Source organism: Sphingorhabdus sp., from assembly GCF_050921905.1.
GTDB lineage: Bacteria > Pseudomonadota > Alphaproteobacteria > Sphingomonadales > Sphingomonadaceae > Sphingorhabdus_B.
Genome location: NZ_CP050888.1, coordinates 615,400 through 638,141, shown reverse-complemented (window position 1 = coordinate 638,141; position 22,742 = coordinate 615,400). Strand labels below are relative to the sequence as shown.

Annotated in this window: 15 protein-coding genes and 1 tRNA gene; 7 read left to right on the top strand and 9 right to left on the bottom strand. The window is 56.3% G+C overall.

Annotated features, from left to right (window positions below; translation table 11 throughout):
- Positions 1-20: 20 nt before the first annotated feature.
- Complete coding sequence (recG, locus tag HEQ18_RS03110) at positions 21-2,081, bottom strand: ATP-dependent DNA helicase RecG (protein WP_432815471.1); 2,061 nt, start codon at positions 2,079-2,081, stop codon at positions 21-23.
- Positions 2,082-2,141: 60 nt separating this feature from the next.
- On the opposite strand from recG, the gene HEQ18_RS03105 reads away from it, so the two are divergent.
- The 6 genes from HEQ18_RS03105 to HEQ18_RS03080 all read left to right on the top strand — a co-directional run bounded on the left by HEQ18_RS03105 (position 2,142) and on the right by HEQ18_RS03080 (position 8,777).
- Positions 2,142-2,429 (top strand): succinate dehydrogenase assembly factor 2, encoded by a 288-nt coding sequence (locus HEQ18_RS03105; protein ID WP_432815470.1) that lies wholly within the window; start codon positions 2,142-2,144, stop codon positions 2,427-2,429.
- Complete coding sequence (gene mfd, locus HEQ18_RS03100; protein ID WP_432815469.1) at positions 2,426-5,896, top strand: transcription-repair coupling factor; 3,471 nt, start codon at positions 2,426-2,428, stop codon at positions 5,894-5,896. Before HEQ18_RS03105 ends, mfd begins: the two co-directional genes overlap by 4 nt.
- Before the next feature lie 130 nt (positions 5,897-6,026).
- Positions 6,027-7,013: a GTP 3',8-cyclase MoaA gene (gene moaA / locus HEQ18_RS03095; RefSeq protein WP_432815468.1), complete on the top strand. Its 987-nt coding sequence runs from the start codon at positions 6,027-6,029 to the stop codon at positions 7,011-7,013.
- Positions 7,010-7,786 (top strand): NAD kinase, encoded by a 777-nt coding sequence (locus HEQ18_RS03090; RefSeq protein ID WP_397581158.1) that lies wholly within the window; start codon positions 7,010-7,012, stop codon positions 7,784-7,786. Before moaA ends, HEQ18_RS03090 begins: the two co-directional genes overlap by 4 nt.
- A gap of 74 nt (positions 7,787-7,860) precedes the next feature.
- Positions 7,861-7,935, top strand: a tRNA-Asn gene (locus tag HEQ18_RS03085).
- Between the two features lie 290 nt (positions 7,936-8,225).
- On the top strand, positions 8,226-8,777 hold the full coding sequence (locus tag HEQ18_RS03080) for a hypothetical protein (RefSeq protein WP_432815467.1): 552 nt from the start codon (positions 8,226-8,228) through the stop codon (positions 8,775-8,777).
- Positions 8,778-8,991: 214 nt separating this feature from the next.
- On the opposite strand, the gene HEQ18_RS03075 is transcribed toward HEQ18_RS03080, so the two are convergent.
- The 3 genes from HEQ18_RS03075 to HEQ18_RS03065 all read right to left on the bottom strand — a co-directional run bounded on the left by HEQ18_RS03075 (position 8,992) and on the right by HEQ18_RS03065 (position 12,852).
- Entirely contained in the window at positions 8,992-9,738 is a 747-nt protein-coding gene (locus tag HEQ18_RS03075; RefSeq protein ID WP_432815466.1) for a sulfite exporter TauE/SafE family protein, read from the bottom strand.
- A 24-nt stretch (positions 9,739-9,762) separates the two neighbouring features.
- Positions 9,763-12,492, bottom strand: a complete 2,730-nt coding sequence (secA, locus tag HEQ18_RS03070; protein ID WP_432815465.1) for a preprotein translocase subunit SecA — start codon at positions 12,490-12,492, stop codon at positions 9,763-9,765.
- Between the two features lie 87 nt (positions 12,493-12,579).
- Positions 12,580-12,852: a hypothetical protein gene (locus tag HEQ18_RS03065; RefSeq protein WP_432815464.1), complete on the bottom strand. Its 273-nt coding sequence runs from the start codon at positions 12,850-12,852 to the stop codon at positions 12,580-12,582.
- A gap of 176 nt (positions 12,853-13,028) precedes the next feature.
- Between HEQ18_RS03065 and argJ the strand changes: the two genes are divergently transcribed.
- Positions 13,029-14,252 (top strand): bifunctional glutamate N-acetyltransferase/amino-acid acetyltransferase ArgJ, encoded by a 1,224-nt coding sequence (gene argJ, locus HEQ18_RS03060; protein ID WP_432815463.1) that lies wholly within the window; start codon positions 13,029-13,031, stop codon positions 14,250-14,252.
- Here the strand turns inward: argJ and trxA are convergent.
- The 5 genes from trxA to HEQ18_RS03035 all read right to left on the bottom strand — a co-directional run bounded on the left by trxA (position 14,249) and on the right by HEQ18_RS03035 (position 22,741).
- Positions 14,249-14,569 (bottom strand): thioredoxin, encoded by a 321-nt coding sequence (trxA, locus tag HEQ18_RS03055; RefSeq protein ID WP_300038735.1) that lies wholly within the window; start codon positions 14,567-14,569, stop codon positions 14,249-14,251. The two genes, argJ and trxA, sit on opposite strands and share 4 nt — an antisense overlap.
- Positions 14,570-14,649: 80 nt before the next feature.
- Positions 14,650-18,081 carry a double-strand break repair helicase AddA gene (gene addA, locus HEQ18_RS03050; RefSeq protein WP_432815462.1) on the bottom strand — a complete coding sequence of 1,144 codons (3,432 nt, stop codon included), beginning with the start codon at positions 18,079-18,081 and terminating at the stop codon, positions 14,650-14,652.
- A complete protein-coding gene (gene addB, locus HEQ18_RS03045; RefSeq protein ID WP_432815461.1) occupies positions 18,078-21,053 on the bottom strand; it encodes a double-strand break repair protein AddB in 2,976 nt (991 codons plus the stop codon). The genes addA and addB overlap by 4 nt, the downstream gene beginning before the upstream one ends.
- Complete coding sequence (locus HEQ18_RS03040) at positions 21,043-21,771, bottom strand: nucleotidyltransferase family protein (RefSeq protein WP_432815460.1); 729 nt, start codon at positions 21,769-21,771, stop codon at positions 21,043-21,045. Before HEQ18_RS03040 ends, addB begins: the two co-directional genes overlap by 11 nt.
- Complete coding sequence (locus HEQ18_RS03035; RefSeq protein WP_432815949.1) at positions 21,764-22,741, bottom strand: aminoglycoside phosphotransferase family protein; 978 nt, start codon at positions 22,739-22,741, stop codon at positions 21,764-21,766. Before HEQ18_RS03035 ends, HEQ18_RS03040 begins: the two co-directional genes overlap by 8 nt.
- Position 22,742 lies beyond the last annotated feature (1 nt).

The following is a 22,742-nucleotide window of genomic DNA, read 5'->3' as shown; positions in this document are numbered from 1 at the left end:
CACCCTAGTCACAAAAGCCGCTAACCGCCGCGCAGGGTGGCAACACCTGCATCTCTTTCAAACAAGTATAACGCCATCCGCGCCGCCTGACCGCGCGCGCCATCAAGCCCGCCGTCTCGGTCAAGCAACAGGCGCGCATCATCTGCGGCGACGCCAATCAGCGCGCGGACTTGTTCGGGCGTCGCGACGCGAAACGGGTTTTCGCCCGACTGCCTTGTGCCCAGCAATTCACCCGCGCCGCGCAGTTTCAAATCCTCTTCGGCAATGCGAAAACCATCGTTCGTCTCGCGCATCAACGCCAGTCGTGCCCGCGCTGTTTCGCCAATTTGCGTGCTGCGGACAAGGATGCAGGCTGATTTCTCGGCCCCTCGACCAACCCGCCCGCGTAACTGGTGCAGTTGTGCAAGACCAAAGCGATCCGCTGCCTCAATCACCATAAGGCTGGCATTTGGAACGTCCACGCCAACCTCAATCACCGTTGTTGCAACCAGCAACCGCGTTTTGCCTGCAACAAAGTGTTCCATGACGGCGTCTTTTTCCGGGCCGCGCATCCGCCCGTGCACCAGCGCAACCTGATCACCAAAGCGCAAGCGAAGCTGTTCAGCGCGTTGTTCGGCGGCGGCGAGGTCGCTTTTGTCGCTTTCCTCTATTAATGGGCACACCCAAAACGCCTGTTTTCCAGCGGCGAGATGCCGCGCGACGCCATCAACGAGTTCCGATAGCCGGTCCTGCGACATCACCCGGGTTTCAACCGGCGTCCGTCCGGGGGGAAGCTCGTCCAGTATCGAGCTATCCATTTCACCATAAGCGGCAAGCGCAAGACTGCGTGGGATTGGGGTAGCCGTCATGACCAACAAATGCGGCACGCCCCTGCCCTTGCGGGACAGCATCAGCCGTTGTGACACGCCAAAGCGGTGCTGTTCATCAATCACCGCGACCGCAAGCGCCTTATAGGTCACAGCTTCCTGAAATATCGCATGGGTGCCAACAAGGATGTGAATGGACCCATCGGCAAGCCCCATCAAAGTTGCCTCACGCAAGCGGCCTTTTTCGCGACCCGTAAGAATCGCAATGTTGATGGGCAGGCCAGAAAGTATTTTTTGAAGGCTGGCATAATGCTGCCGCGCAAGGATTTCTGTCGGCGCGAGCATCGCCGACTGCATCCCTGCCTCAACGCCGCGCAGCAGCGCCATCAGCGCGACCATCGTCTTACCAGCGCCCACATCGCCTTGCAGCAAGCGCAGCATGGGCCGCGACTGGGCAAGATCGCCCTCTATCTCGGCAATGGCGCGCTGTTGAGCGCCTGTGAGCGCGAAAGGCAATCGTAGCTTTGACACCAAAGCGCCATCGCCGCGTATCGGCACGGCGGTTCTTTTGTCCATCGCCGCACGGATTAAACGCATTGCAAGTTGGTTGCTGAATAGCTCATCATAAGCCAGCCTATTCCGCGCGTCTTGGTCATCCTTGTTGTGCAGTAGGTTGATAGACTTCGACCAGCTTGGCCATCCCCGACTGGATAACAAGGTCGGTTCAATCCACTCCGCCAAATCAGGCACAGCTTGTAAAGATGCCGCCGCCAATTGCCCCATGCGCTTATTGGTAAGGCCATCGGACAAGGGATATATCGGTTCGGCCAGCCCCGGCGAGGCGTCACTACCGATGGGCACAATATGGTCGGGATGGACCATCTGAAGCTCGTCGCCATAACGGTCCAATTTGCCCGATATTATGCGCGTTTCGCCAACGGGAAGCTGCTTACGCGCCCAACCACCATTCCGGCCAAAGAAAGTCAGCGTAATGTAATTGCCGTCCACGTCTGCCGCGAATATGCGTAATGGCGCACGTGGGCTATTTCCACCGCGATGGTCCATAACGGTCACGGTGAGGATGATGTTTTGGCCCACATCGGCCACATCCAAACGCGACACCGCCTTGCGATAGGTCCAACTGTGGGGGAAATGGTACAGAACATCCTTCACCCGTTCCAGCCCAAGCCGCTCCAACGGCTTGGCAAGACCAGGCCCGACACCCTTTAGGGCACGTATGTCTGCAAATAACGGATTGAGTATATCGGGGCGCATGACTAGGGCCTCTTATAACCCGCAAATCATATTCCACCAGAAGCTTAAAGGAGTCGTGACATGGACGCTGACCCCTATCGTCGCAAACTACATTATCGCGCGCACCACCGTGGCACGCGTGAGGCCGACGCTATGGTCGGTGGGTTTTTCGATCATTGCTCTGCGCAATGGGGCGAGGTTGAGTATGAATGGTTTGAACGCCTGCTGGATGAACAGGATGTTGACATCATGTCATGGGCGCTCGGCACGGCTGCGCCGGATCCGGCCTTTGCTGGCCCGTTGATGGACCAGATGATGCGACTGGATTTCATTGTGCTTCCTGAAGGACTCAGCACCCATAAGTCATGATTGACCTGCAACGCATCATAAACAGCCGCCAAGCACTCACGCTTGCGTCGGTTCCAAATGGCTTTGCGCCATTGTTGCTGGCGGACCTCACGCGCGCGGCAAAGACACGTGCGCTCTACATTGCGCCCGATGAAGCCGCGATGCGCGCCATTGCGGATGCAGTGCCTTTTTTTGCGCCTGAAATCGAAATTCTGATTCTGCCCGGTTGGGATTGCCTGCCCTACGACCGCGCGTCGCCTTCAGTCGCCGTCACATCACAGCGCATGTCGACTTTGCAAGCACTTCAACAACCTGCGAAAAAGAAGCAGCTTGTGGTCACGACCATAAGCGCGGTCATTCAAAAATATGTGACGCCTTTCCGCATTCGCCAGACAGGCGAGCGGTTGACCGCTGGCCGCGAGATAAGCCGTGCGCGGCTGGCGTCCTTATTACAATCCAACGGCTATTTTCGCGTGGACACAGTCGCCGACGCTGGCGAATTCGCGATACGCGGTAGCATTGTCGACCTGTTTCCCGCCGGCAGCGAAGTCGGACTTCGCCTTGATTTCTTCGGCGATGAAATTGAAAGCATCCGCCGCTTTAACCCATCGGACCAACGCAGCATTGATCAGGTCGATCATTTCGACATCTTGCCAGCGGTAGAAGCCTTAATGGACGAAGAGGCCATTAAACGCTTCCGCATAAGCTACCGTGATCGATTTGGCGTCACTGCAACCGGCGACCCACTATATCAAGCGGTATCCGAAGGCCGCAGGCTGTCCGGCATGGACCATTGGCTGCCATTGTTTGAAGAGCGCATGGCGACCATATTCGACCATGTTGGTGCAGACGCCCTGATTATCCGCGACAGCGGCGCGATTGCGGCGGGCCAGTCACGGCTCGACTCGATCACCGACTATCACGAAAACCGTGTGAAGGCGCAGGCAGCAGAGCCCGGAAGCTACCGCCCGCTACCGCCCGAAATGCTGTACCTAAGTGGCGATGAACTCGACCAGTTATTTGCGGATAATGCTGCGCATCTCGTCACACCCTTTTCGCAGCCGGACTCGGCAAACATCATCGACTTCGGCATTGGTGCCGCGCGCGACTTCGCGCCGGAACGGGCGCAAAAGGCAAATGTGTATGAGGCGGTGGCCGCTTATCTTAAATCGCTTCATGCCGCCAAAACCAAGACAGTCATTGCCAGCTACTCAGGTGGCGCGCGCGAACGGCTGAAGGGGTTGCTGGCAGAGCATAAGGCACCGACGATTGTCGCAGTCGATAGTTGGCAGCAAGCCTTGGGCGTCGCCGCTGGCCAAACCGCCATGGTCGTTCTGCCGCTGGACCATGGCTATACCACGCCCGACCTTGTGGTGCTGAGCGAACAGGACATGCTTGGCGACCGTCTTGTGCGTCGCCAGAAGCGGCGCAAGTCGGCGGACGCTTTCTTGGCCGAATTGGCCGCGCTGACGCCGGGTGACCTCGTTGTCCACCAAGACCATGGTATCGGGCGCTATGATGGCCTGATTTCCATCCCCGTCGGCAATAGCCCGCATGACTGCGTTGCCCTTACCTATTCGGGCGGCGACAAATTATACGTCCCTGTTGAAAATATCGACGTGCTGTCGCGTTATGGTTCAGACAGCGAACATGTCGCGCTCGACAAATTGGGCGGCGAAGCGTGGCAGCGGCGTAAGTCGAAGCTGAAAGAACGTATCCGCGCCATTGCCGGCGAATTGCTCAAAACCGCCGCCGAGCGCGCATTACGGCCGGGGTCCGTTATTGAGGTTGATGGCCCTGCTTATGCGAGTTTCGTTGATCGCTTCCCTTATGAGGAAACCGAAGATCAGCTCCGCGTGATTGAAGAAGTGCTTCAGGACCTGTCGGCTGGCAAGCCTATGGACCGATTGGTGTGCGGAGATGTTGGCTTTGGTAAAACCGAAGTTGCGATGCGCGCCGCTTTTGCGGCGGCAATGGCGGGGCTTCAGGTCGCTGTCATTGCGCCAACGACCCTGCTGGCGCGGCAGCATTATGCGAATTTTGCCGAACGTTTCCGTGATTTGCCTTTGAAACTGGGTCGGCTGTCGCGGCTTGTGCCCACTGCAGAAGCCACGCAAACGCGTGAGGGCCTTGCCGATGGGACCGTGGATATTGTGATCGGGACGCATGCCGTGCTCGCAAAGTCGCTCCTGTTCAAACGCCTTGGGCTTGTCATTGTGGATGAAGAACAACGCTTCGGCGTTAATCACAAGGAGCAATTGAAGGCGCTCAAGACCGACGTGCATATGCTCACGCTCACCGCTACGCCCATACCACGGACATTGCAGATGGCGATGTCGGGCTTGCGTGATCTGTCGGTCATTCAAACCCCACCGGTCGACCGTCTGGCCGTGCGCACCTATGTCATGCCGTGGGACCCGGTCGTGCTGCGCGAGGCTTTGCTGCGCGAGCATTATCGTGGCGGGCAAAGCTTTTTCGTTGTGCCGCGCATTACCGATTTGACCGAGGTTGAGGAATTTCTGCGCACCGAAATACCCGAAGTGAAATATGTTACCGCACATGGCCAAATGTCGCCCACACAAGTCGAGGAGCGCATGAGCGCTTTTTATGAAAAGCGTTATGATGTGCTGCTTTCAACGACCATCGTCGAAAGCGGCCTCGATATTCCAAGCGCCAACACCCTCATCATCCTACGCGCAGACCGTTTCGGCCTTGCGCAATTATATCAGCTTCGCGGGCGCGTGGGACGCTCCAAAACGCGCGCATATGCCTATTTGACCCACGAACCCAACCATGTGCTCACAGAGACGGCGGAGAAGCGCCTGAAGGTGCTTGGCGATCTGGATAGCCTGGGTGCAGGATTCCAGCTTGCAAGCCATGACCTCGACATTCGCGGCGCAGGCAATTTGGTGGGTGACGAACAATCCGGCCACATCAAAGAAGTAGGCTTTGAATTGTATCAATCGATGCTGGAAGAAGCGATCCTTGAGGCCCGCGCGGGCGCGCAGGGGCTGGCCAAACCACGTGGCAGCTTCTCACCGCAAATCACCATCGACGCCCCAATCCTTATTCCCGAAGATTATGTCCCCGACCTGTCGGTCCGCATGGCGCTGTATCGCCGCCTGAACGACCTCGAAGAAGGCCAAGAAGTCGAAGGCTTCGCTGCGGAAATGACCGACCGATTTGGTCCGATCCCCGAACCCACGCAAAACCTGCTCAAGCTTATCCAGATCAAGCAAAACGCGCTTATCGCGCAAGTCGCCAAGATCGAAGTCGGGGCGCGCGGGACATTGGTCAGCTTCCATCAGGACACGCCGCCCAATATCGCTGGGTTGCTCGCTTATGTCGACAAGCTAGGCCAAACGGCGAAGCTGCGCCCCGATAGCAAGCTGGTGATCAACCGCGTTTGGGGCGACCCTGTGGCGCGATTAAACGGATGTTTGCAACTGTCACGTGGCCTCGCCAGTCTGGCGCGCAAATCGGGCTGAACGCAGATTCGGACCAAATCCTCGCAACGGTTGGGTGTAAGCGGTGACGCGCGCAGAATAATCCTGCCCTCATTATTGCCGCTGTTGGATTAAGCTTTCGTCTGCACGGTTTTGCGCTTACATCGCAAAAATGATTGACGGTTTCGGACGCAATATCGACTATTTACGGATATCGGTGACCGACCGTTGCAATTTTCGTTGCACATATTGCATGCCGGAACAGCAAAGCTTTTTGCCGCATCGCGACCTGCTGACCTATGACGAAATCCTAGTTTTGGTGGAGCGATTCATCGCCCATGGCATCCGCAAAATCCGCCTTACCGGCGGCGAACCCCTTGTGCGGCGCGACATCCATATCTTGATCGACGCGCTTGGTCAGCATGTGCGCAATGGCGCTCTCGACGAACTGACCATGACAACCAATGGCAGCAGGCTGGTGCAATTTGCCCCGTTGCTCGCCTCGGCGGGCATGAAAAGGATTAACGTCAGCCTCGATACTTTGGATGCAGTCGCGTTTCGTCGCATCAGCCGGGGTGGAGACCTCAATATAGTGTTGGCCGGCATAACTGCGGCGCGCGCGCACAATATGGATGTCAAAATCAACATGGTCGCGCTGAAGCATCAGAATGAAGACGCGCTGTTGCCGATGGCGCATTTCTGTGCGGAAAATGGGCTTGATCTCACCTTGATAGAAACCATGCCCTTGGGCGCTGGCGGCTCGGAACGCGAAGAGAGCTACATTGCGCTTGATGACTTTACGGCGCCGTTGCGCGCACTTTATGATCTCCAACCTTTAGCGCATAAGAGCGCAGGCCCTGCCCGCTATTGGCGGGTTTCGCCATTGGACCTTCGCCTTGGCCTCATCACCCCCATGAGCCATAATTTCTGCGACCAATGTAACCGGATCCGCCTGACCACCGACGGCAAGATTTACATGTGTCTTGGTTCGGAACTGCATGTCGATTTACGCAAGGCGCTGCGTGAGGACACGCTATCAGATGTCGATCATTTGCTTCAAAAGGCTTTGCGGCTTAAACCCCAGCGCCATGAATTCGAAACACAGCTTGCGCAGCCCGGTTTGCGGCTCGCGCGACATATGAACGCAACAGGTGGATGAACCAAAATATGCAACTTGCGATCATCTCATCGGCAACCCCGCAAGCCCGTGAAGCCGAAGCACTTTTGCGCGAAGTGCATGAATTTGTGCCGCTCGACAGCGCCGATGCCGTCATTGTGCTGGGTGGCGACGGGCACATGCTTCAGGTTTTGCACCAGTTATTGGAAAGCCGCCGCGACATTCCCGCTTATGGCATGAACCGCGGCACCATTGGCTTTTTGATGAATGGCTGGGACGTGCATGACCTTCCCAGACGCTTGCAACGCGCCAAGTCCTTTTCTGTCCGTCCGTTGACGACGGAGATAACCACCATCAGCGGTCAAAAATTCACATTGCCCGCGATTAACGAAGTTTCCCTGCTGCGCGAAACGCGTCAGGCGGCAAAGCTGGAGATTTCGGTCAACGGCAGGGCCGTCATCCCCGAACTCATTTGCGACGGCATATTGGTCTCCACGCCCGCCGGTTCCACCGCGTATAATTTATCCGCCAATGGCCCCATTTTGCCTTTGGACTCCTCGTTGCTCGCCTTGACCCCCATCAGCCCATTTCGGCCGCGACGTTGGAAAGGCGCAATATTGCCCGACCGCTATGTCATCCGAATCAAAATATTGGAGGCGAGTAAAAGGCCAGTGAGCGCGGTCGCAGATCAACGCGAAATCCGCGATATCGCGCATGTCGAAGTGGCCCTGGACCGCAACCGCGCGCTGACTTTGATGTTCGATCCGGAACATGCCTTGGATGATCGCATATCGATGGAACAATTTATTGTCTGAACGGGCAATGGGCGCTTGCCAAAAGCAAAAAAGCGCTGCTATAGGCGCGCCTCTGCCTGAACATATCGGGCCGTTCCCTGGTAGCTCAGTGGTAGAGCAGTTGACTGTTAATCAATTGGTCGGGGGTTCGAATCCCTCCCGGGGAGCCATTTTTCTGGCTAAGAAATTGAAATTGCTGTGTTTTAGCACGATCAGATTCCCGGCTAACTACATCAATTCATTGTATAACGGACCGGACGGTTTTAGGATAGTGTTTCCCTTGAGTTCACGTCTGGAATTGGGTCGTATCCTGATAGTCCGTTTTTATCGCATATGGTCGGAGAGCGGCCATTCGGTCAGTCTATGAACCAGCGGCAGCTATCGGCGGCGGGACATTGTTGCCTGTATGTCTGGAATTTTGTGGAAAATGGACATCAAGTTTCTTATTATCTGACGCATAATGGAAAACCTCCAGCCCTTTACCTTCAACGAGAAATTCGCCGCTGTCCTGCTCGTGCTGTTCTTTCCAGTATATGTTGTCACGGCAGTTGCCTTACATCCCGGCAGCGTCCTAGCAGCACAAGACTTTGTAGCACTTCTGTTCTGGAAGATTGCTTGGTTTGTCCTTGGAGCTATTGCGGTTTGCACAGCTATTGTGACGCTGTTTTCCAAGCCGAGCTATCATCCGTCTCACTGGCGGATGCATATTGGCCGCGTATTGCCCATAGCGGCACTGATTGTCGCTATGCTGTTGAGTTTCGCCATCGAAAACGCAATGTCCATTCGACAGATGCGGAACTTTGCCCAGTTGCACGACAAAGAACTCGTCGGTTATCCGCCCCGCGCTGTAATATACCGCGAGGGAATTCCAGATGGAGGGGTCGCTATTGTTCGGTTACCCGGCCGCAACCCGGAGGGCTTAAACCAAGGCACTATGGTCGAATTGACTGGCGAGCGCATCCGATCCTGTCGTCCGATCAGCAACCGCGACTGGTCCTGTAACTTCGATTAGCACTTCTTCGTCCGCAATGTTGTCATGTCCGGAACATCCGCATTTGGTATAAATTTACAATCACCAATTTTAGCCCGATTTGCTGCACCTTAGCATAATGCCAAAACGTGCCTCATGGACCACAGGGTTTTCAGTCGATGGCCCTATCCGCCAGCATGGCCCAAACCCCGCCATTTTCGGCACTCCCGGGAAGCCTTTTCTGGCTCAGTAGACGCTAAAGCGGCCCATGGGCCTGCCAGAGTAGCCGGAGCGCGGCATAGCCGACCAATGAGGCCGTTAGCACACGTAACAAGCGTGGGGAGATATAGCGCATGCCGAACAGGCTGCCGCATTGTCCGCCGACCAACACAGCGCCGAGCAGCAGTCCATATTGCAGCGCAGGCTCGGCAAGCGAATGCGCCCCTGATTTCACTATTTGACCAAGCAAACCCGCCGCCGAGTTGATCAATATGTAAAGCGACGCGAAGGCGGCGATGCGGCGTGGCTCTGCCCAGCGGATCAGGTGTAAGACCGGTGCCATGAATATGCCCCCGCCAATGCCCGACAGGCCAGCCAGCAAGCCCACGCCGCCCGAAAGCGCCAGCAACAATGGCTTTGGAACTGCGCGCGGCGTCATCTTATCCGCTTGGAGAAAAAGCGCGATGGCCGACGCCAACAATGCGCCACCCAATATCGTCAGGAACATAACCTGTTTCAGCGGCACCAGCCCGCCTGCGAAGGCAAGCGGGGCAGATACCATCAGCAACGGGAGAACTTGCGGCCAGGACACCAAGCCAGCGCGCACAAAGCGGATGCTGCCCCCGGTCACGACGATGATGTTGCAGACAAGGGCAATCACCGGGATCAGTCGGTAATCCACCCCCCATAAAGCAAGCAGCGCCGTGTAGGTGGACCCGCCGCCAAAGCCAACCGACGCATAGACAAATGCGACAAGAGCAAAGAGGCTGGCCAGCCAGATCATCTTCGCCCTTCCCTCATCTCCTGATTAAAATGCGCCGTGACAGTGCTTATATTTCTTTCCCGAACCGCACGGACATGGGTCGTTGCGGCGCAGATCAGGGTCGCCTGCATATGGGTCGATGCCCCCAGATGCCATCGCTGGACGCGGGATCGTCGTTGTCACCAACCCAAGCGAACCGGCGTCAATATCATCGCTGTTATCTTCGCCTGTAAACGGGTCGATATGCGTTGTCAGGAAATCGGGGAGTTCAGGCAAATCTTGCGGAACAAATTCTTCCTCCGCGCGGAAATCATTGGTGGCGATGGTTTTGGTCACGCCTTCGCGAATAGCCGATAACATGCGTTCAAACAGGCCAAATGCCTCTTGCTTATATTCGTTGACCGGGTTCTTCTGCGCATAAGCGCGCAGGTAAATCACCTGACGTAAGGCATCGAGCGTGGACAAATGCTCTTTCCAATGATGGTCGAGCGTTTGCAGCAAGATACTTTTTTCAACCTGACGCCAGATGGCATCGTCAAGAACAGCGCCCTTCGCCTTGAACTTTTCGGTCGCCATATCGGCGATGCGGGTTTCGATGATTTCGGGTTCAAGACCGTCTTCCTTCAACCAATCGTCGATATCAGGCGTCAGCCCCAGCAGCTCAGTGCATTTTTGCTTGAGCCCCTCCACATTCCATTGCTCGGGATACGTGCCCTCTGGGCAATGGTCGCCGACAAGGTTGTTGACGGTATCGTTGAGCATATCGTCAATGATATCATCGACGGCTTGCGCATCCATGATGTCGCTGCGTTGTTCATAGATGACCTTGCGTTGGTCATTCATGACATTGTCATATTCGACCAACTGCTTGCGGATGTCATAGTTGCGCGCCTCCACCTTTTTCTGCGCGGTTTCGATAGCTTTCGACAGCCATTTGCCGCCAATCGCCTCCCCATCTTCAAGGCTGGAGTTCATCATCCGCGAGAATAATGTTTCCGAGCCGAAAATACGCAACAGATCATCGTCGAGCGACAAATAGAAACGGGAGAGCCCGGGGTCACCCTGACGCCCCGAACGGCCACGCAACTGGTTATCGATACGGCGGCTTTCATGGCGTTCTGTGGCAAGGACAAACAATCCGCCTGCTTCGATAACTTTCGCTTTTTCCGCCGCGATTTCGGCTTGCAAGGCCGCGATGGCGGCATCGCGCGCTGGCCCCTCGGGCATGTCACGCAATTCGTCATTCAACCGAAATTCAAAGTTGCCGCCCAGTTGAATATCCGTACCGCGACCCGCCATGTTGGTGGCGATGGTAACGCTGCCCAACCGCCCGGCTTGCGCCACAATATGCGCTTCGCTTTCGTGGAAGCGGGCGTTCAGGACGCTGTGCTTGACGTCTTCTTTCTCCAAAAATTCGGACAACAGCTCTGATTTTTCAATCGACACCGTTCCGACCAATACGGGCTGACCACGGTCATTCGCCTCTTTGATCGTTTTGGCAATCGCGCCGAATTTATCTTGGGTGTTTTTGTAGAATTGGTCATCCTCATCCACGCGCTGCACGGGCACGTTGGTCGGAATTTCGACGACGTTTAGCTTGTAGATTTCATGAAACTCGCCAGCCTCGGTGGCCGCGGTGCCCGTCATCCCGGACAATTTGGGATACATGCGGAAATAATTCTGGAAAGTGATGGTCGCCAGCGTCTGGTTTTCCGGCTCAATATCCACGCCCTCTTTGGCCTCAACCGCTTGGTGCAGGCCGTTGGACCAGCGACGCCCATCCATCATGCGCCCTGTAAATTCGTCGATGATGATGACCTTGCCATCCTTGACGATGTAATCAATGTCGCGCTTGAACATCACATTTGCTTTGAGAGCCTGATCAAGATGGTGGACGACCAAGGTATTTTCATAATCATAAAGATTAGAGCCCATCAGCAAGCCAGCGCCCTCAAGCATCCGCTCGACCTTCTCGGTGCCATCTTCGGTTAGCGTAACATTGCGGCTCTTTTCGTCTTTCTCATAATCGCCCGCGTCCAACTGGAGAACGACGGCATGGACCTGCATATAGAGTTCGGATTTGTCGTCGGTCGGGCCGGAAATAATCAGCGGCGTCCGCGCTTCATCGACCAAGATAGAATCGACTTCATCGACAATCGCGAAGTTGAACGGGCGCTGCACCATTTGCGCGCGTTCATATTTCATATTGTCGCGCAAATAATCGAAGCCAAGTTCGTTGTTCGTCGCATAAGTGATATCGCAAGCATATGCGTCGCGGCGATCATTTTCGGCGATGTTTGGAACGACAACCCCTGTCGTAAGGCCAAGGAACCCGTAAATCCGGCCCATCCATTCCGCGTCACGGCGGGCCAGATAGTCGTTCACGGTCACAACATGAACGCCTTTGCCCTCAAGCGCGTTGAGATAGCAGGGCAATGTTTCGGTCAAGGTTTTACCCTCACCCGTCCGCATTTCGGCGATTTCGCCACGATGCAGCACAATACCGCCGACCATCTGCACATCGAAATGACGCATGCCCATGACGCGCTTTGATGCTTCGCGCACAGTGGCAAACGCCTCTGGCAGGATATCGTCAAGCGTCTCTCCAGCGGCCAGACGATCTCGGAATAGCTGCGTCTGCCCTTTAAGACGTTCATCGTCCATGGCGGCGATGTCGACTTCAAGCGCGTTGATGTTTTCGACAATCTTCATGATTGATTTGACGTAACGGTCGTTCGACGACCCGAATATGGCTTTAGCAAATCCGCCGAGCATGGATAATTCCTTCAAAATATATTGGAAACGCGCGCGGTTGGCGCGCGGTAGGTAGCTATTGAACGCACCCCAAAGGGCGCAGAAAGCCTAACCTAAAATGATATCATGCCGGTCAACCGGCGTATCTGGCGTTACGGCAACCAGCTTCGCTTCACCGACGGCGGGTGCAAGTGACACGCGCACGTTCGCGGCCTCACGGACCACAGGTTCGCAAGCGGCAACAGCTTCAAGCGCGGCGGCCGCAACATAAGCCTGCGCAACCGCGGTATCCACAGATGCCGACGCGGAAGACACCGGACGTGCAGCCTCCGCAGCGGAAAATCCGCTCATCATCGCCAGTAGATAAATCAGTAAACGCATATTGTGCCCTAAGAGGTGCTTCGACGCATATAGGGAGACAAAGGCTGCTCGTCTATCCCGAAGCGAATTAGCTGGCGTGCATTGCCAGTTGCGCCAATTGCGGCCAGCAGATAGACGAAATATACCATTCACACGCCCTCCAGAGAATTCTCAAAATATTACAAGGTTCAAGTTACTTGTCTAGCAATTCTCCACTCGCCATATCTTTTCCCATCATGCCCGACATTGCGGGCGCGACGCCGCGTGTTGCGCGGGCGGGGTATAAGGAATGGGACCGTTGTGACCTGAGCTATGTTACGTTTGATGCGGGCACCACAGTTGCGGGGGTAACTACGCAAAATCTGTGCTGTTCAGCGGAGGTTGATCTGTGCCGCGCGCATTTGCCGCACGGCAGTGCCCGCGCGTTGGTGGTGAATGCGGGCAATAGCAACGCCTTCACCGGGCAGCGGGGCAAAGACGCGGTGGACGCGATTGTCGGCCAAGTGGCGGCCCATTTGAACTGCGACGTGACGGAGATATTCGTGTCTTCAACCGGCGTCATTGGCGTGCCTTTGCCCATCGACAAGGCGCAGGCCGGGCTGCGGGCCGTGTTTGATGCTGCTATATGCAGTTGGGAAGATATCACGCATGGTATCGGCACCACCGACACCTTTGCCAAGGGCGCAACCGCCAGCGCTATGGTCGATGGCCGCAAGGTGCAGATTGTCGGCATTATCAAGGGTTCAGGCATGATCGCACCCGATATGGCCACGATGTTGGGTTATATCTTCACCGACGCCGCCGTCGACGCGGCGTTTTTGCAGCAGCTTTTGTCCGCCGCCAATCAAGCAAGCTTTAGCTGCATTACCGTGGACAGCGATACCTCCACCAGCGACACAGTCCTCGCCTTTGCCACAGGCAAGGCAGGTAATGCGCGCTTGGCCTCGTTTGAAGACGCCGGAGCCGACGCTTTTGCAGCAGCGCTAAACGATGTTTGTCGCCAATTGGCGCATCTCGTGGTGCGTGATGGCGAAGGGGCGCAGAAGTTTATTGAAATTCAGGTCACAGGGGCCGTTAGCAATGACAGTGCGCGGCGCGTGGGCATGGCGGTTGCCAATTCGCCCTTGGTCAAAACGGCGATTGCGGGAGAGGATGCCAATTGGGGCCGCGTCGTTATGGCGGTTGGTAAAGCTGGCGAGCCTGCGAACCGCGACACGCTTTCCATACGCTTTGGCGCGACTTTAGTCGCACATAATGGCCTTGCGGTTGCAGATTATGATGAAGCGCCCGTGGCGCGTCACCTAAAGCAAAAGGACATAGAAATCGGCGTTGATCTGGGCCTGGGGTCGGGGCGCGCCACGGTGTGGACGTGCGACCTGACCCATGGCTATATCAGCATCAACGCCGATTATCGCAGTTAAAGCGCGGCTTCGAGCCAGCTTTTCAATTGCGCCTTGGGCGCTGCGCCGACCTTCGTATCCGCAATTTCGCCGCCCTTGAACAGGATCATCGTCGGAATCCCGCGCACACCATATTTGGCGGGCGTATCGGGATGATCATCAATGTTCAGCTTCACGATCTCAACCTGTCCGGCCAATTCTTCACTGATTTCTTCAAGGCTTGGGCCAATCATCTTGCATGGGCCGCACCATTCGGCCCAAAAATCAACCAATACGGGTTTGCCTGATGCCAGCACGGTTGCGGCGAAGTCATTGTCGCCAACGGATTTAGTAGCCATGATAATCTCCTTTGTTGTGCCCATGTATTCGCGCCGCCAAGGACTGACAAGCACCATGCGCAATAGTTTTGCTTGAAGCGTCAGGAGGCGGGGTAATAAGGTGCCAATATGGCGTCGGAAAGCGTGATAAAACGCGGCGCGTGCGTGAACAGCAGCGATACTTCTATACGCGACGCCGGAAAGATCGTCTGCAATGCTGCACGATAATGCGCCATTTGCCGCAAATGTGGGGCTGGCACGCCGTGTTCATCTTGCGGCACTTGCCGACCCGTTTTGAAATCGATGGCCCGCACCAGACCTGGTTCAACCAGCAACCTGTCAATCCGTCCATTGATTACCGTTTCGCCAACCACCGCGACCAATGGGACCTCGGCGCGGGCGGAGGGACCAAAAAATGGTGCCCATTGCGCGTCGTTCACGATACCGCCAACTTCGGCAATAAGCTGTGCCGGGTCAATGTCATGATCGGGCGTCTGCGAAGCTAACCATTGCTCCGCCTTTTGTAGCGAAACGTCGTTGGTGATGCGTTCCAACACAGCGTGGATAAGCTTGCCACGTGCCGCCGCCTTGCGCATCGCCGAAGTGGCTGGCGCATCGCCATAATCGTCGTCATCCAGACGCGACGGGACTAAAGGACGCGGCGGGCGTTGCTCCGCTGGCGCTGGCGCGAAAAGCCAATGCGGCGTGGCAACAGACGGCTCAGTTTGCGCAGAGGCAATATTGCTGCCCTCTGCGGGCGTTAGGCAAGCCCCCTGAAGCCCAACATGACGCATCACCCTGCCCCAGCGTGCATCGTCCTCCCAATCGCACCCAAGCGCCGCCATGCCCCGTTGCACAAGCGCGCACCAGCTTTCGGCTGGCGGCTCTCCATTGCGGCTAATGCCCAATGACCCGGCCATGATCAGCCGCTCTTCGGCGCGGGTAATCGCAACGTAGAGCAAGCGTTTGTGCTCCTGCAGCTCGCGAACCTTTTGCCGCTCGACGGTTTCTAGCAACTGTCCCGATTGTTCCGCCTTGCGAATGGGTAACAAAGGTATGCGATGCCCCTCGTCCATTAAAAGCTCGACAGAATGGTCCGGTTTCTTGGTCGGGTCAGATGTGACATCGGCCAAAATGACCACAGGCGCTTGTAAGCCCTTTGCACCATGGACGGTCATAATCCTGACCTCCTTGCTGCTGCTGTCGCCCTCACGCTTGATTTCGGTGTCACCACGGTCGAACCATGCAATGAATTTTTGCAAGCCCCCGCTGTGCTGCTGTTCAAATTGCAATGCGGAATTCAGCATCTCTTCAATGGGCACCAAAACCTCACTGCCCAGGCGCGCGGTGAGTTTACGCCGCGCGCCGATGGGACCGGACAATATTTGCTCAAGAAAATGATAGACCGTCGTAAAATCGGCCATCGCCAGCATGTCGCGCAGCAGAGCGATTTGCGGCTCAAGCTCAGGCCGATCACGAATATGCTGCCACAGACTGCCCTTGCGGTCGCCGACATAGCCATATTGGAGCAACGTATCCTGCGACCAGCCAATGATGGGTGAAACCAAGACGCAGGCCAGACTAAAATCATCATTTGGTTGAAGCACAAATTTGATGGCGGCCAGCAAATCCTGCACCACCAGAGGCTGCAACAATCGAAGCCTGTCGATACCTGCAACGGGCACATTGCGTTCATGCAATTGCGCCACCAGCATCGACGCCATGTCGCCACGGCTGCGCAATAGAAACAGGATATCGCCGGGTTCAAGGGGACGATTTTTGCTGACTAACCAAGGCTTTGCGTCGATCAACGCCTTGACATGGTCCGCCAGTTTTTCGGCCAGAGCACGTTTTTCGTCGCTGAACCAATCCTCTTCTTCGTCCGAACTGCTGTCATCTTGCCCATTAGGCTTGGCGGATATGGGTTCCAGCAACTCAACCATGCCGATATGCGGCTTGTCGCTAAAATGCTCGGCGATTTCATCGCTTATGCCGAAACTTTCGGGGCCAGCCTCTTCGATAACGGCATTCACGAAATCAAGGATTGGTGGGGTCGAACGGAAGCTTTGCGACAGGGTAAGCCGGTTCAACGCGGCCCCCGATTTACCGATACGCCCGGCAAAATATACGCCTGCTGCTTCATAGCGTTCCGGGGCAGTCCCTTGGAAACCGTAAATCGCTTGCTTGAAATCGCCTACGGAGAACAAAGTGCGCGCCTTGTCGGGCTTCACGCCCATGCCACTGTAAAAATCATCGCTGAGTGCGCTGATGATATCCCACTGCGCGGCGTTGGTGTCCTGCGCCTCGTCGACAAGAATATGATCAATCTGCCGATCTAGCTTAAACCGCACCCAATCCGCCATTTGGCCATGTTTAAGCAACGCCGCCGTGCGCCGGATCATGTCGTCAAAATCCACCGCGCCAAGCGCGTGTTTCGCCTTGCCATATTGGGCCGCAAATTCTTTGCCCACCAACAAGGCTCGCGCAAGTCTATCGGCATATTGCGCGCGCGCCACCTGCCCCATCAACTGGTTGGTCCATTGGAACAGTTCCAACGCTTGCGCGGCATAAGCGTCCGTGATCGGGGTAAAGCCCTTGGACGAAATCTGCATGTCTCCGTTCTTATTTGACCAACAACCATGAAACTCCGTGAATAGAGCTGCTCGTTCGGCGGGAGAACGAGACAGCCAGTCTTGAAGCACCGCCGCACGCTTACCTCCCCGACTGTCGGCTTTATTACCGCACCATAAAAGATTGGCGTCGATGATGGATTGCAGGTCCCCGCGCGGAAGTTTTTCGTCGGCAAACTCACCCGCCAACATTTCTTCCACAGAACCCGAAAAGCTAACATCTGCCAAACGCCGCGCCCAAACCACCGCGCCAGCATCATCGGGGATTGATGCCATTATATCCGGCGCAGCCGCCGTCCGATGCAAGAAGCGCAGGGCCGCTTCCTCGCCCATGTTCAGGCTCAATTCCTGCAAGTTGCTAATGATCCTGCCGTCGCCGCGCGCTTCGGCATCCAAAACCAAGTTCCCGAGCGCCGCGTCGAGCAATTCCCGCTGCTCGCGGCCCTCAACCGGCTTAAAGCCAGGCACGAGGCCAGCCTCTTCCGGAAAGCTGCCGAGAAGCGATTGGCAGAAGCTATGGATGGTCAATATCTGCAATCCGCCACCGGGTGCATCCAACACTTTTGCGAACAATTGCCGTGCCTTCTTGCGCGCCTCTGGGCCTGCATCGGCATTAATCGCCTCAAGGTCATGGAACAATAGCCCATCGTCCATCTGCACCCATGTCGCCAAAAGCTGATTGATACGGTCCGCCATTTCGGACGCGCCAGCCTTGGTAAATGTAATGCACAGCAAATTTTCAGGCTCGACGTCATTTTCCAGCAACAGCCGAATGACGCGCGCAGTCAGCACCTGCGTTTTGCCCGTCCCTGCCGAAGCGCTCAGCCAGATATTGTCGTGCGGCACAACGGCGCTGCTTTGCGCAGGAATCAACGGGTGCAGCTTTTTGGGTTCAGCGCTCATGCCGCATCCTCGATTATGGCCTGACGCCCATTCCATTCCTGCAAGCGCATCAATTGGTCATAATCGCCGTATAGAGCGAATTCAGGATGCAGCTTTGCGGTAAAGGGCGTGTTGCCCAATATCCATTTGCCGATCGCAGCTTCCGCCTGTTCAACCGCAAAGGCGACGAAGTCTGCGCGTTCAGGCTTGTTATCGGCCGCACGCGTGCTGGTGGGCACGGCGATGAAACCAAAATCCTTGGCCTTGTTTTTGGCAAGGCTCCAATATTCAAAATGGCTCGCTGTGCCTGATACGCCCTTGATAGCCAACGCCTCCGCCATATAGCCAATGAGGCCCAGTTGCAGTGCGAAGCCCGCGTTGATTTGCTTGGGCGATGGTGGTTTACCGGTTTTATAGTCGATGATGACCAAGTCGCCATCTGCAGTGCGGTCAATACGGTCAACCCGCCCCCTGACGGCGATGCCTTTGATATGGACGGTGCCGGGTTGTTCGGCAACCGCCACGACGCGCCCTTCTTCGGCCATCAGGCGTTTGGTTTCATAGGCCACCCAGCGTAAACCAGCGGCAATGCGCGGTTGCCATAATGTGCGCAGCAATGGGTCGCTCGCCTCCTGCGCCAACAATGCATCGGCGCGCGCGACGAGCTTATCGACCGCGCAATTGTCGTGCGTGAACCATTTTTCCAATATGTCGTGCACAAGGCTCCCACGCCAAGCGTAGCTGGGTTCGGCATCGACCTTTTCCAGAACCGGAAGGCCAAGGATGCGCTTGGCGTAAAAGGAATAAGGGTCAGATTTCAACTGGTCGAAATCGGTAACGGACAAGGAAACCAAACGTTGTTCGGCATTTGGCATCGGCACTGGCCGCTTGGCAAATGGTTCTTTTTCGGCAGAATGATCCAGCGCGTCGGCCCATCCCAATAGTGCATCATCAGGAGCGAGCGCCTCCCCCATCAGCGCTTTGATCCGCAACAGAAAGCGTGACGCGACCGTTGGCCCGCCGCGATCCCGCCGTGCGCGAGTCAATAACACCTCTTGCGCGCCCAGTGCCGTCGCCAAATCATGCGCCGAAAGGCCAATATTCCGATCCAACGTCGGCAGTTTTAGATGGCGCCGGATGGCGGGGGCCAACCAAGGGTCAGGCTGCGCTATTTGCGGCCATGTGCCTTCGTTCAGGCCTGAGCAGATCAAATAGTCTGCCTGCTGTAGGCGCGCTTCTAACAAACCGTAAATCGCGACACGCGGGTGCCCACCATAAGGCGGGCGAACAACCGCACCGGAGAAAATTTCCTTGAACGTCGCAACCAAGCCTGTCGCATCAACACGGCCAAGTGTGGACAGATCGCTCGCAGTGACCTCCTCCCAGTTCTGCGTCAGTTCGCGGCCACTTGCGCCACGCCAAATGCCGCCATCGGTAAGCGCAGTTGCAACATCGCGCAGCGATGCCAGAACATGCTCAAATGGCTGACCATCGGCCCGTTCGAGCGGTGCCAGTTGCGTCGCAACGCCAGACCACCATGCGATCAGCGCTTCATTTGGTTTGCGCGCAGTCTGTAACCGTCGCGTGATCGCCGAAAGGCCAATGCCGCTGGCGGTGCCGCGCAATGCAAGGTCAAGCTGCCGCACATGGTCCAACCACGCGAGCCTTTCCGCCCCGGCAAACACCAAAGGGTGCTTGGCAATGGCCAATATGCTCGACGCGGAAAAGCGGCTCCAGATTACGTCCACCAGCGCCAATGCAAGCGTGCCTGGTGGTGTTTGCAGCAAGGGTATGCCCGCGCTGTCATCCACTTCTATGCCCCATCTATGCAACTGCCCAGCCACCCGCACCGCCAATTCGCGATCTGGCGTAATCAGGGCGACGCGCTTTCCGGCAACCTCCAGCGCGCCCCTGATGCGCACGGCTATGGCCTTGGCCTCTTGCGCGCTATCTTCCGCCTCCAGCCATTTTGCATGCGGAAGGCTTTTGCGCAGCGGCGGCAGGTCCTGCCAATATATGCTATGTTCCGGCAGGCAGAATATCTCGGAAATCGCCGCGGCGTCTGGCTTGGGTCTAGCGGTCGGGAGGATGTCAATCTCGCTGCGGTCGATGCCCATAAGTTCCAACAAATGCTTCAAATGAAACTGCGGATGGACCTCCACATTACGACGCCGCCCAAAGCCTGGGCTATCGTCGGTGGACGGCGATAGATCATCCCAACGCGCGTCAGAAAGGTCAAGATCAACGCCCGGTAAAATAACGTGCCCGTTCGGCATAAGTGCGACACGGCGCAGCAAGCGGGCCACAGCCTTTGCAGACGTCGTAATCCCCACCGCTATGACCGGAGCCGTATCCACATTTTGCGCTAAACGCAGCTCAAGCGCCGCAAGCAAATGGTTGCGGCGTTCGGCTGGCCCCATCAATCTGCGCGCGGTTAACGCGGATCGATATGCCGGCAATATCTGCAAAAGCCGCGCATAAGCGCTTTGCCAATGCTCTGCTAATTCCTTGGCTTCGGTTTCGATATCCGCGATCTGCGAAAAATCTACTAGATCAACCTCAAGCGCATCAATCAATTCTGCCAATTTGCGCGCAAGTCGCAACGCTTCGGCAGGCGAAAGTGGGGCGTCACCGGGCTGGTGGTCCTGTACGAGCTTTGCCAGCAGCATCAGCCGCTCAAACGAAGCAATGGCTGGCCATATCGCGCTGCCCGCCTGTATGGGATCAAGCATTGGGCCTAAGGCTTCGTCCAGTTGCATGTCACCCACAGCAACCATATGCGGCAACAGCATACCTGGTGCCGCCTGCCGCACAAAAGCCTCCGTCATTGCCTTGATCGCGCGGTTATTCGGCAGGAGGAGTATGTTGTTACTGATCGCAAGCGGGTCTGCGCCAGCCGATTGCAATATCCATTGCGCGGTTACATCGCACAGGTCATTACCCAAAGGTACATTGAACACATGGGCGCGCGGGGCGGAGCCTTTATCTGCCATATTGTTTCGCCAACTTCGCTTCGGTTGCAGCAATGGCCGCTGGATAGCCGACGTCAAACCATTGCCCGTCATGTAATATGCCCATGCAACGGCCCTGGGCTATAGCGCGATCCCAGAATATATTGGTTGAAAACACGTCTGAAGGCGGATCGACAATGAGGCGCTTCGACAACATCTGGATGCCCGTCCACACAAAAGACGCAGGCGCGTCGCCCTGACGACGTGACAGGCGGCCGTCTGCATCCATATTAAAGTCGCCAACGCCTTGGCTGTTATTCGCGGTCTCTAGCGGAATGACGAGCATCAGCACGTCCATGCGCGCATCATCCCAATGCTCCATGAGCTGCGAGATCGCATTCTCGCCCGCATTGGTCCACCAATTGTCAGCGTTGACGCAAATAAAAGGGTCATCGGAAATGAGTGGCAAGGCGTGCACCAAACCACCGCCTGTGTCGCGCAACACATCGCGCTCGTCGGATATGCGCACATCCAAGTCAGCCGCAGAAGCTGCTAAATGTTGCTCTATTTGCTCTGCGCGATAATGCACGTTGACGACGATCTTGCCGATGCCGGCATCGCGCAAATGGTCAAGCACATGGTCGAGCAAGGCAACGCCGCCCACTTCGATCAGGGGCTTCGGCCGGTCGGCGGTCAGGGGCATCATGCGCGTTCCCTTGCCCGCCGCCATGATCATCGCTGCATCCACATGCTTAACCATCGATGTTTAACTTCGCAGGCATGTTACTGCGCACGTCCGCAGGGATATACGTATCGAACCAGTGTTTGATCGGCGCAAGGTTCGGATGGGCTAAGTCGCGTTCCAGCAGCCCCCACATACGCGGCAGGAACGACACATAACGCGCCTTGCCATCGCGCTTCCACAGGCGCGTAAAAATGCCGATAATCTTGGTATTTCGTTGTGCACCCAGCAAGGCATAATACGCCCCAAAATCAGCACCGGGCCTTGCCGCATCATGATAATATGCCAGCATCTCTGCCTCAAGCGCAGGGGACACGTCCCGGCGTGCGTCTTGCAGTAAGGACACCAGATCATAGGCCGGATGGCCGACCAAAGCGTCCTGAAAATCAATTATCCCCTGCTGTCCATCATCCAGCAGCATGATGTTTTCGGCATGATAATCCCGCAGCACGGTAACTTTCTGATAATCCGCAAGCGGGGCCAGCGCTTCGGTCCATATCTGGTCAAATTCGCTTACATCAAATGATAAGCCCATGGTCGGCATAAACCATTCGGACAACAGGCGCACTTCGCGCATATAGGTCGCCATGTCATAGCCTTGCGATTGCACAGCAGGAGTCTGCGCCAACCGGACAATGGCATCAATAGCCGCGCGATAGACTGCGGCCTCATCTTCTGGATGGTCGTCCAGATGCTCCCGCATCCGCCGGTCGCCAAAATCCTCCAACAGCAAAAGGCCGCGCGTCAGGTCGGTGGCAAAAATTTTGGGCGCGCGAAACTGATGCCCGTTCAAATATTGCGCAATATGAATAAAGGGTCGCGGATCTTCATGCGGTGGCGGCGCATCCATCAAAATCGCCTTGCCGCGCGTGGGGGACTCCACGCGGAAATAGCGGCGGAAAGACGCGTCGCCCGCAACAGGCGCAACTTGCGCTCCCTCCCAGCCATGCAACCTCAAAAATGCGTCCAAGCCAGACGGCGGCACCATG

Coding starts and splice junctions, on each gene's coding strand:
- recG (WP_432815471.1), bottom strand. CDS start 2,081: ATGCGCCCCGATATACTCAATCCGTTATTTGCAGACATACGTGCCCTA.
- HEQ18_RS03105 (WP_432815470.1), top strand. CDS start 2,142: ATGGACGCTGACCCCTATCGTCGCAAACTACATTATCGCGCGCACCAC.
- mfd (WP_432815469.1), top strand. CDS start 2,426: ATGATTGACCTGCAACGCATCATAAACAGCCGCCAAGCACTCACGCTT.
- moaA (WP_432815468.1), top strand. CDS start 6,027: ATGATTGACGGTTTCGGACGCAATATCGACTATTTACGGATATCGGTG.
- HEQ18_RS03090 (WP_397581158.1), top strand. CDS start 7,010: ATGAACCAAAATATGCAACTTGCGATCATCTCATCGGCAACCCCGCAA.
- HEQ18_RS03080 (WP_432815467.1), top strand. CDS start 8,226: ATGGAAAACCTCCAGCCCTTTACCTTCAACGAGAAATTCGCCGCTGTC.
- HEQ18_RS03075 (WP_432815466.1), bottom strand. CDS start 9,738: ATGATCTGGCTGGCCAGCCTCTTTGCTCTTGTCGCATTTGTCTATGCG.
- secA (WP_432815465.1), bottom strand. CDS start 12,492: ATGCTCGGCGGATTTGCTAAAGCCATATTCGGGTCGTCGAACGACCGT.
- HEQ18_RS03065 (WP_432815464.1), bottom strand. CDS start 12,852: ATGCGTTTACTGATTTATCTACTGGCGATGATGAGCGGATTTTCCGCT.
- trxA (WP_300038735.1), bottom strand. CDS start 14,569: ATGGCTACTAAATCCGTTGGCGACAATGACTTCGCCGCAACCGTGCTG.
- addA (WP_432815462.1), bottom strand. CDS start 18,081: ATGAGCGCTGAACCCAAAAAGCTGCACCCGTTGATTCCTGCGCAAAGC.
- addB (WP_432815461.1), bottom strand. CDS start 21,053: ATGGCAGATAAAGGCTCCGCCCCGCGCGCCCATGTGTTCAATGTACCT.
- HEQ18_RS03040 (WP_432815460.1), bottom strand. CDS start 21,771: ATGGTTAAGCATGTGGATGCAGCGATGATCATGGCGGCGGGCAAGGGA.
- HEQ18_RS03035 (WP_432815949.1), bottom strand. CDS start 22,741: ATGGTGCCGCCGTCTGGCTTGGACGCATTTTTGAGGTTGCATGGCTGG.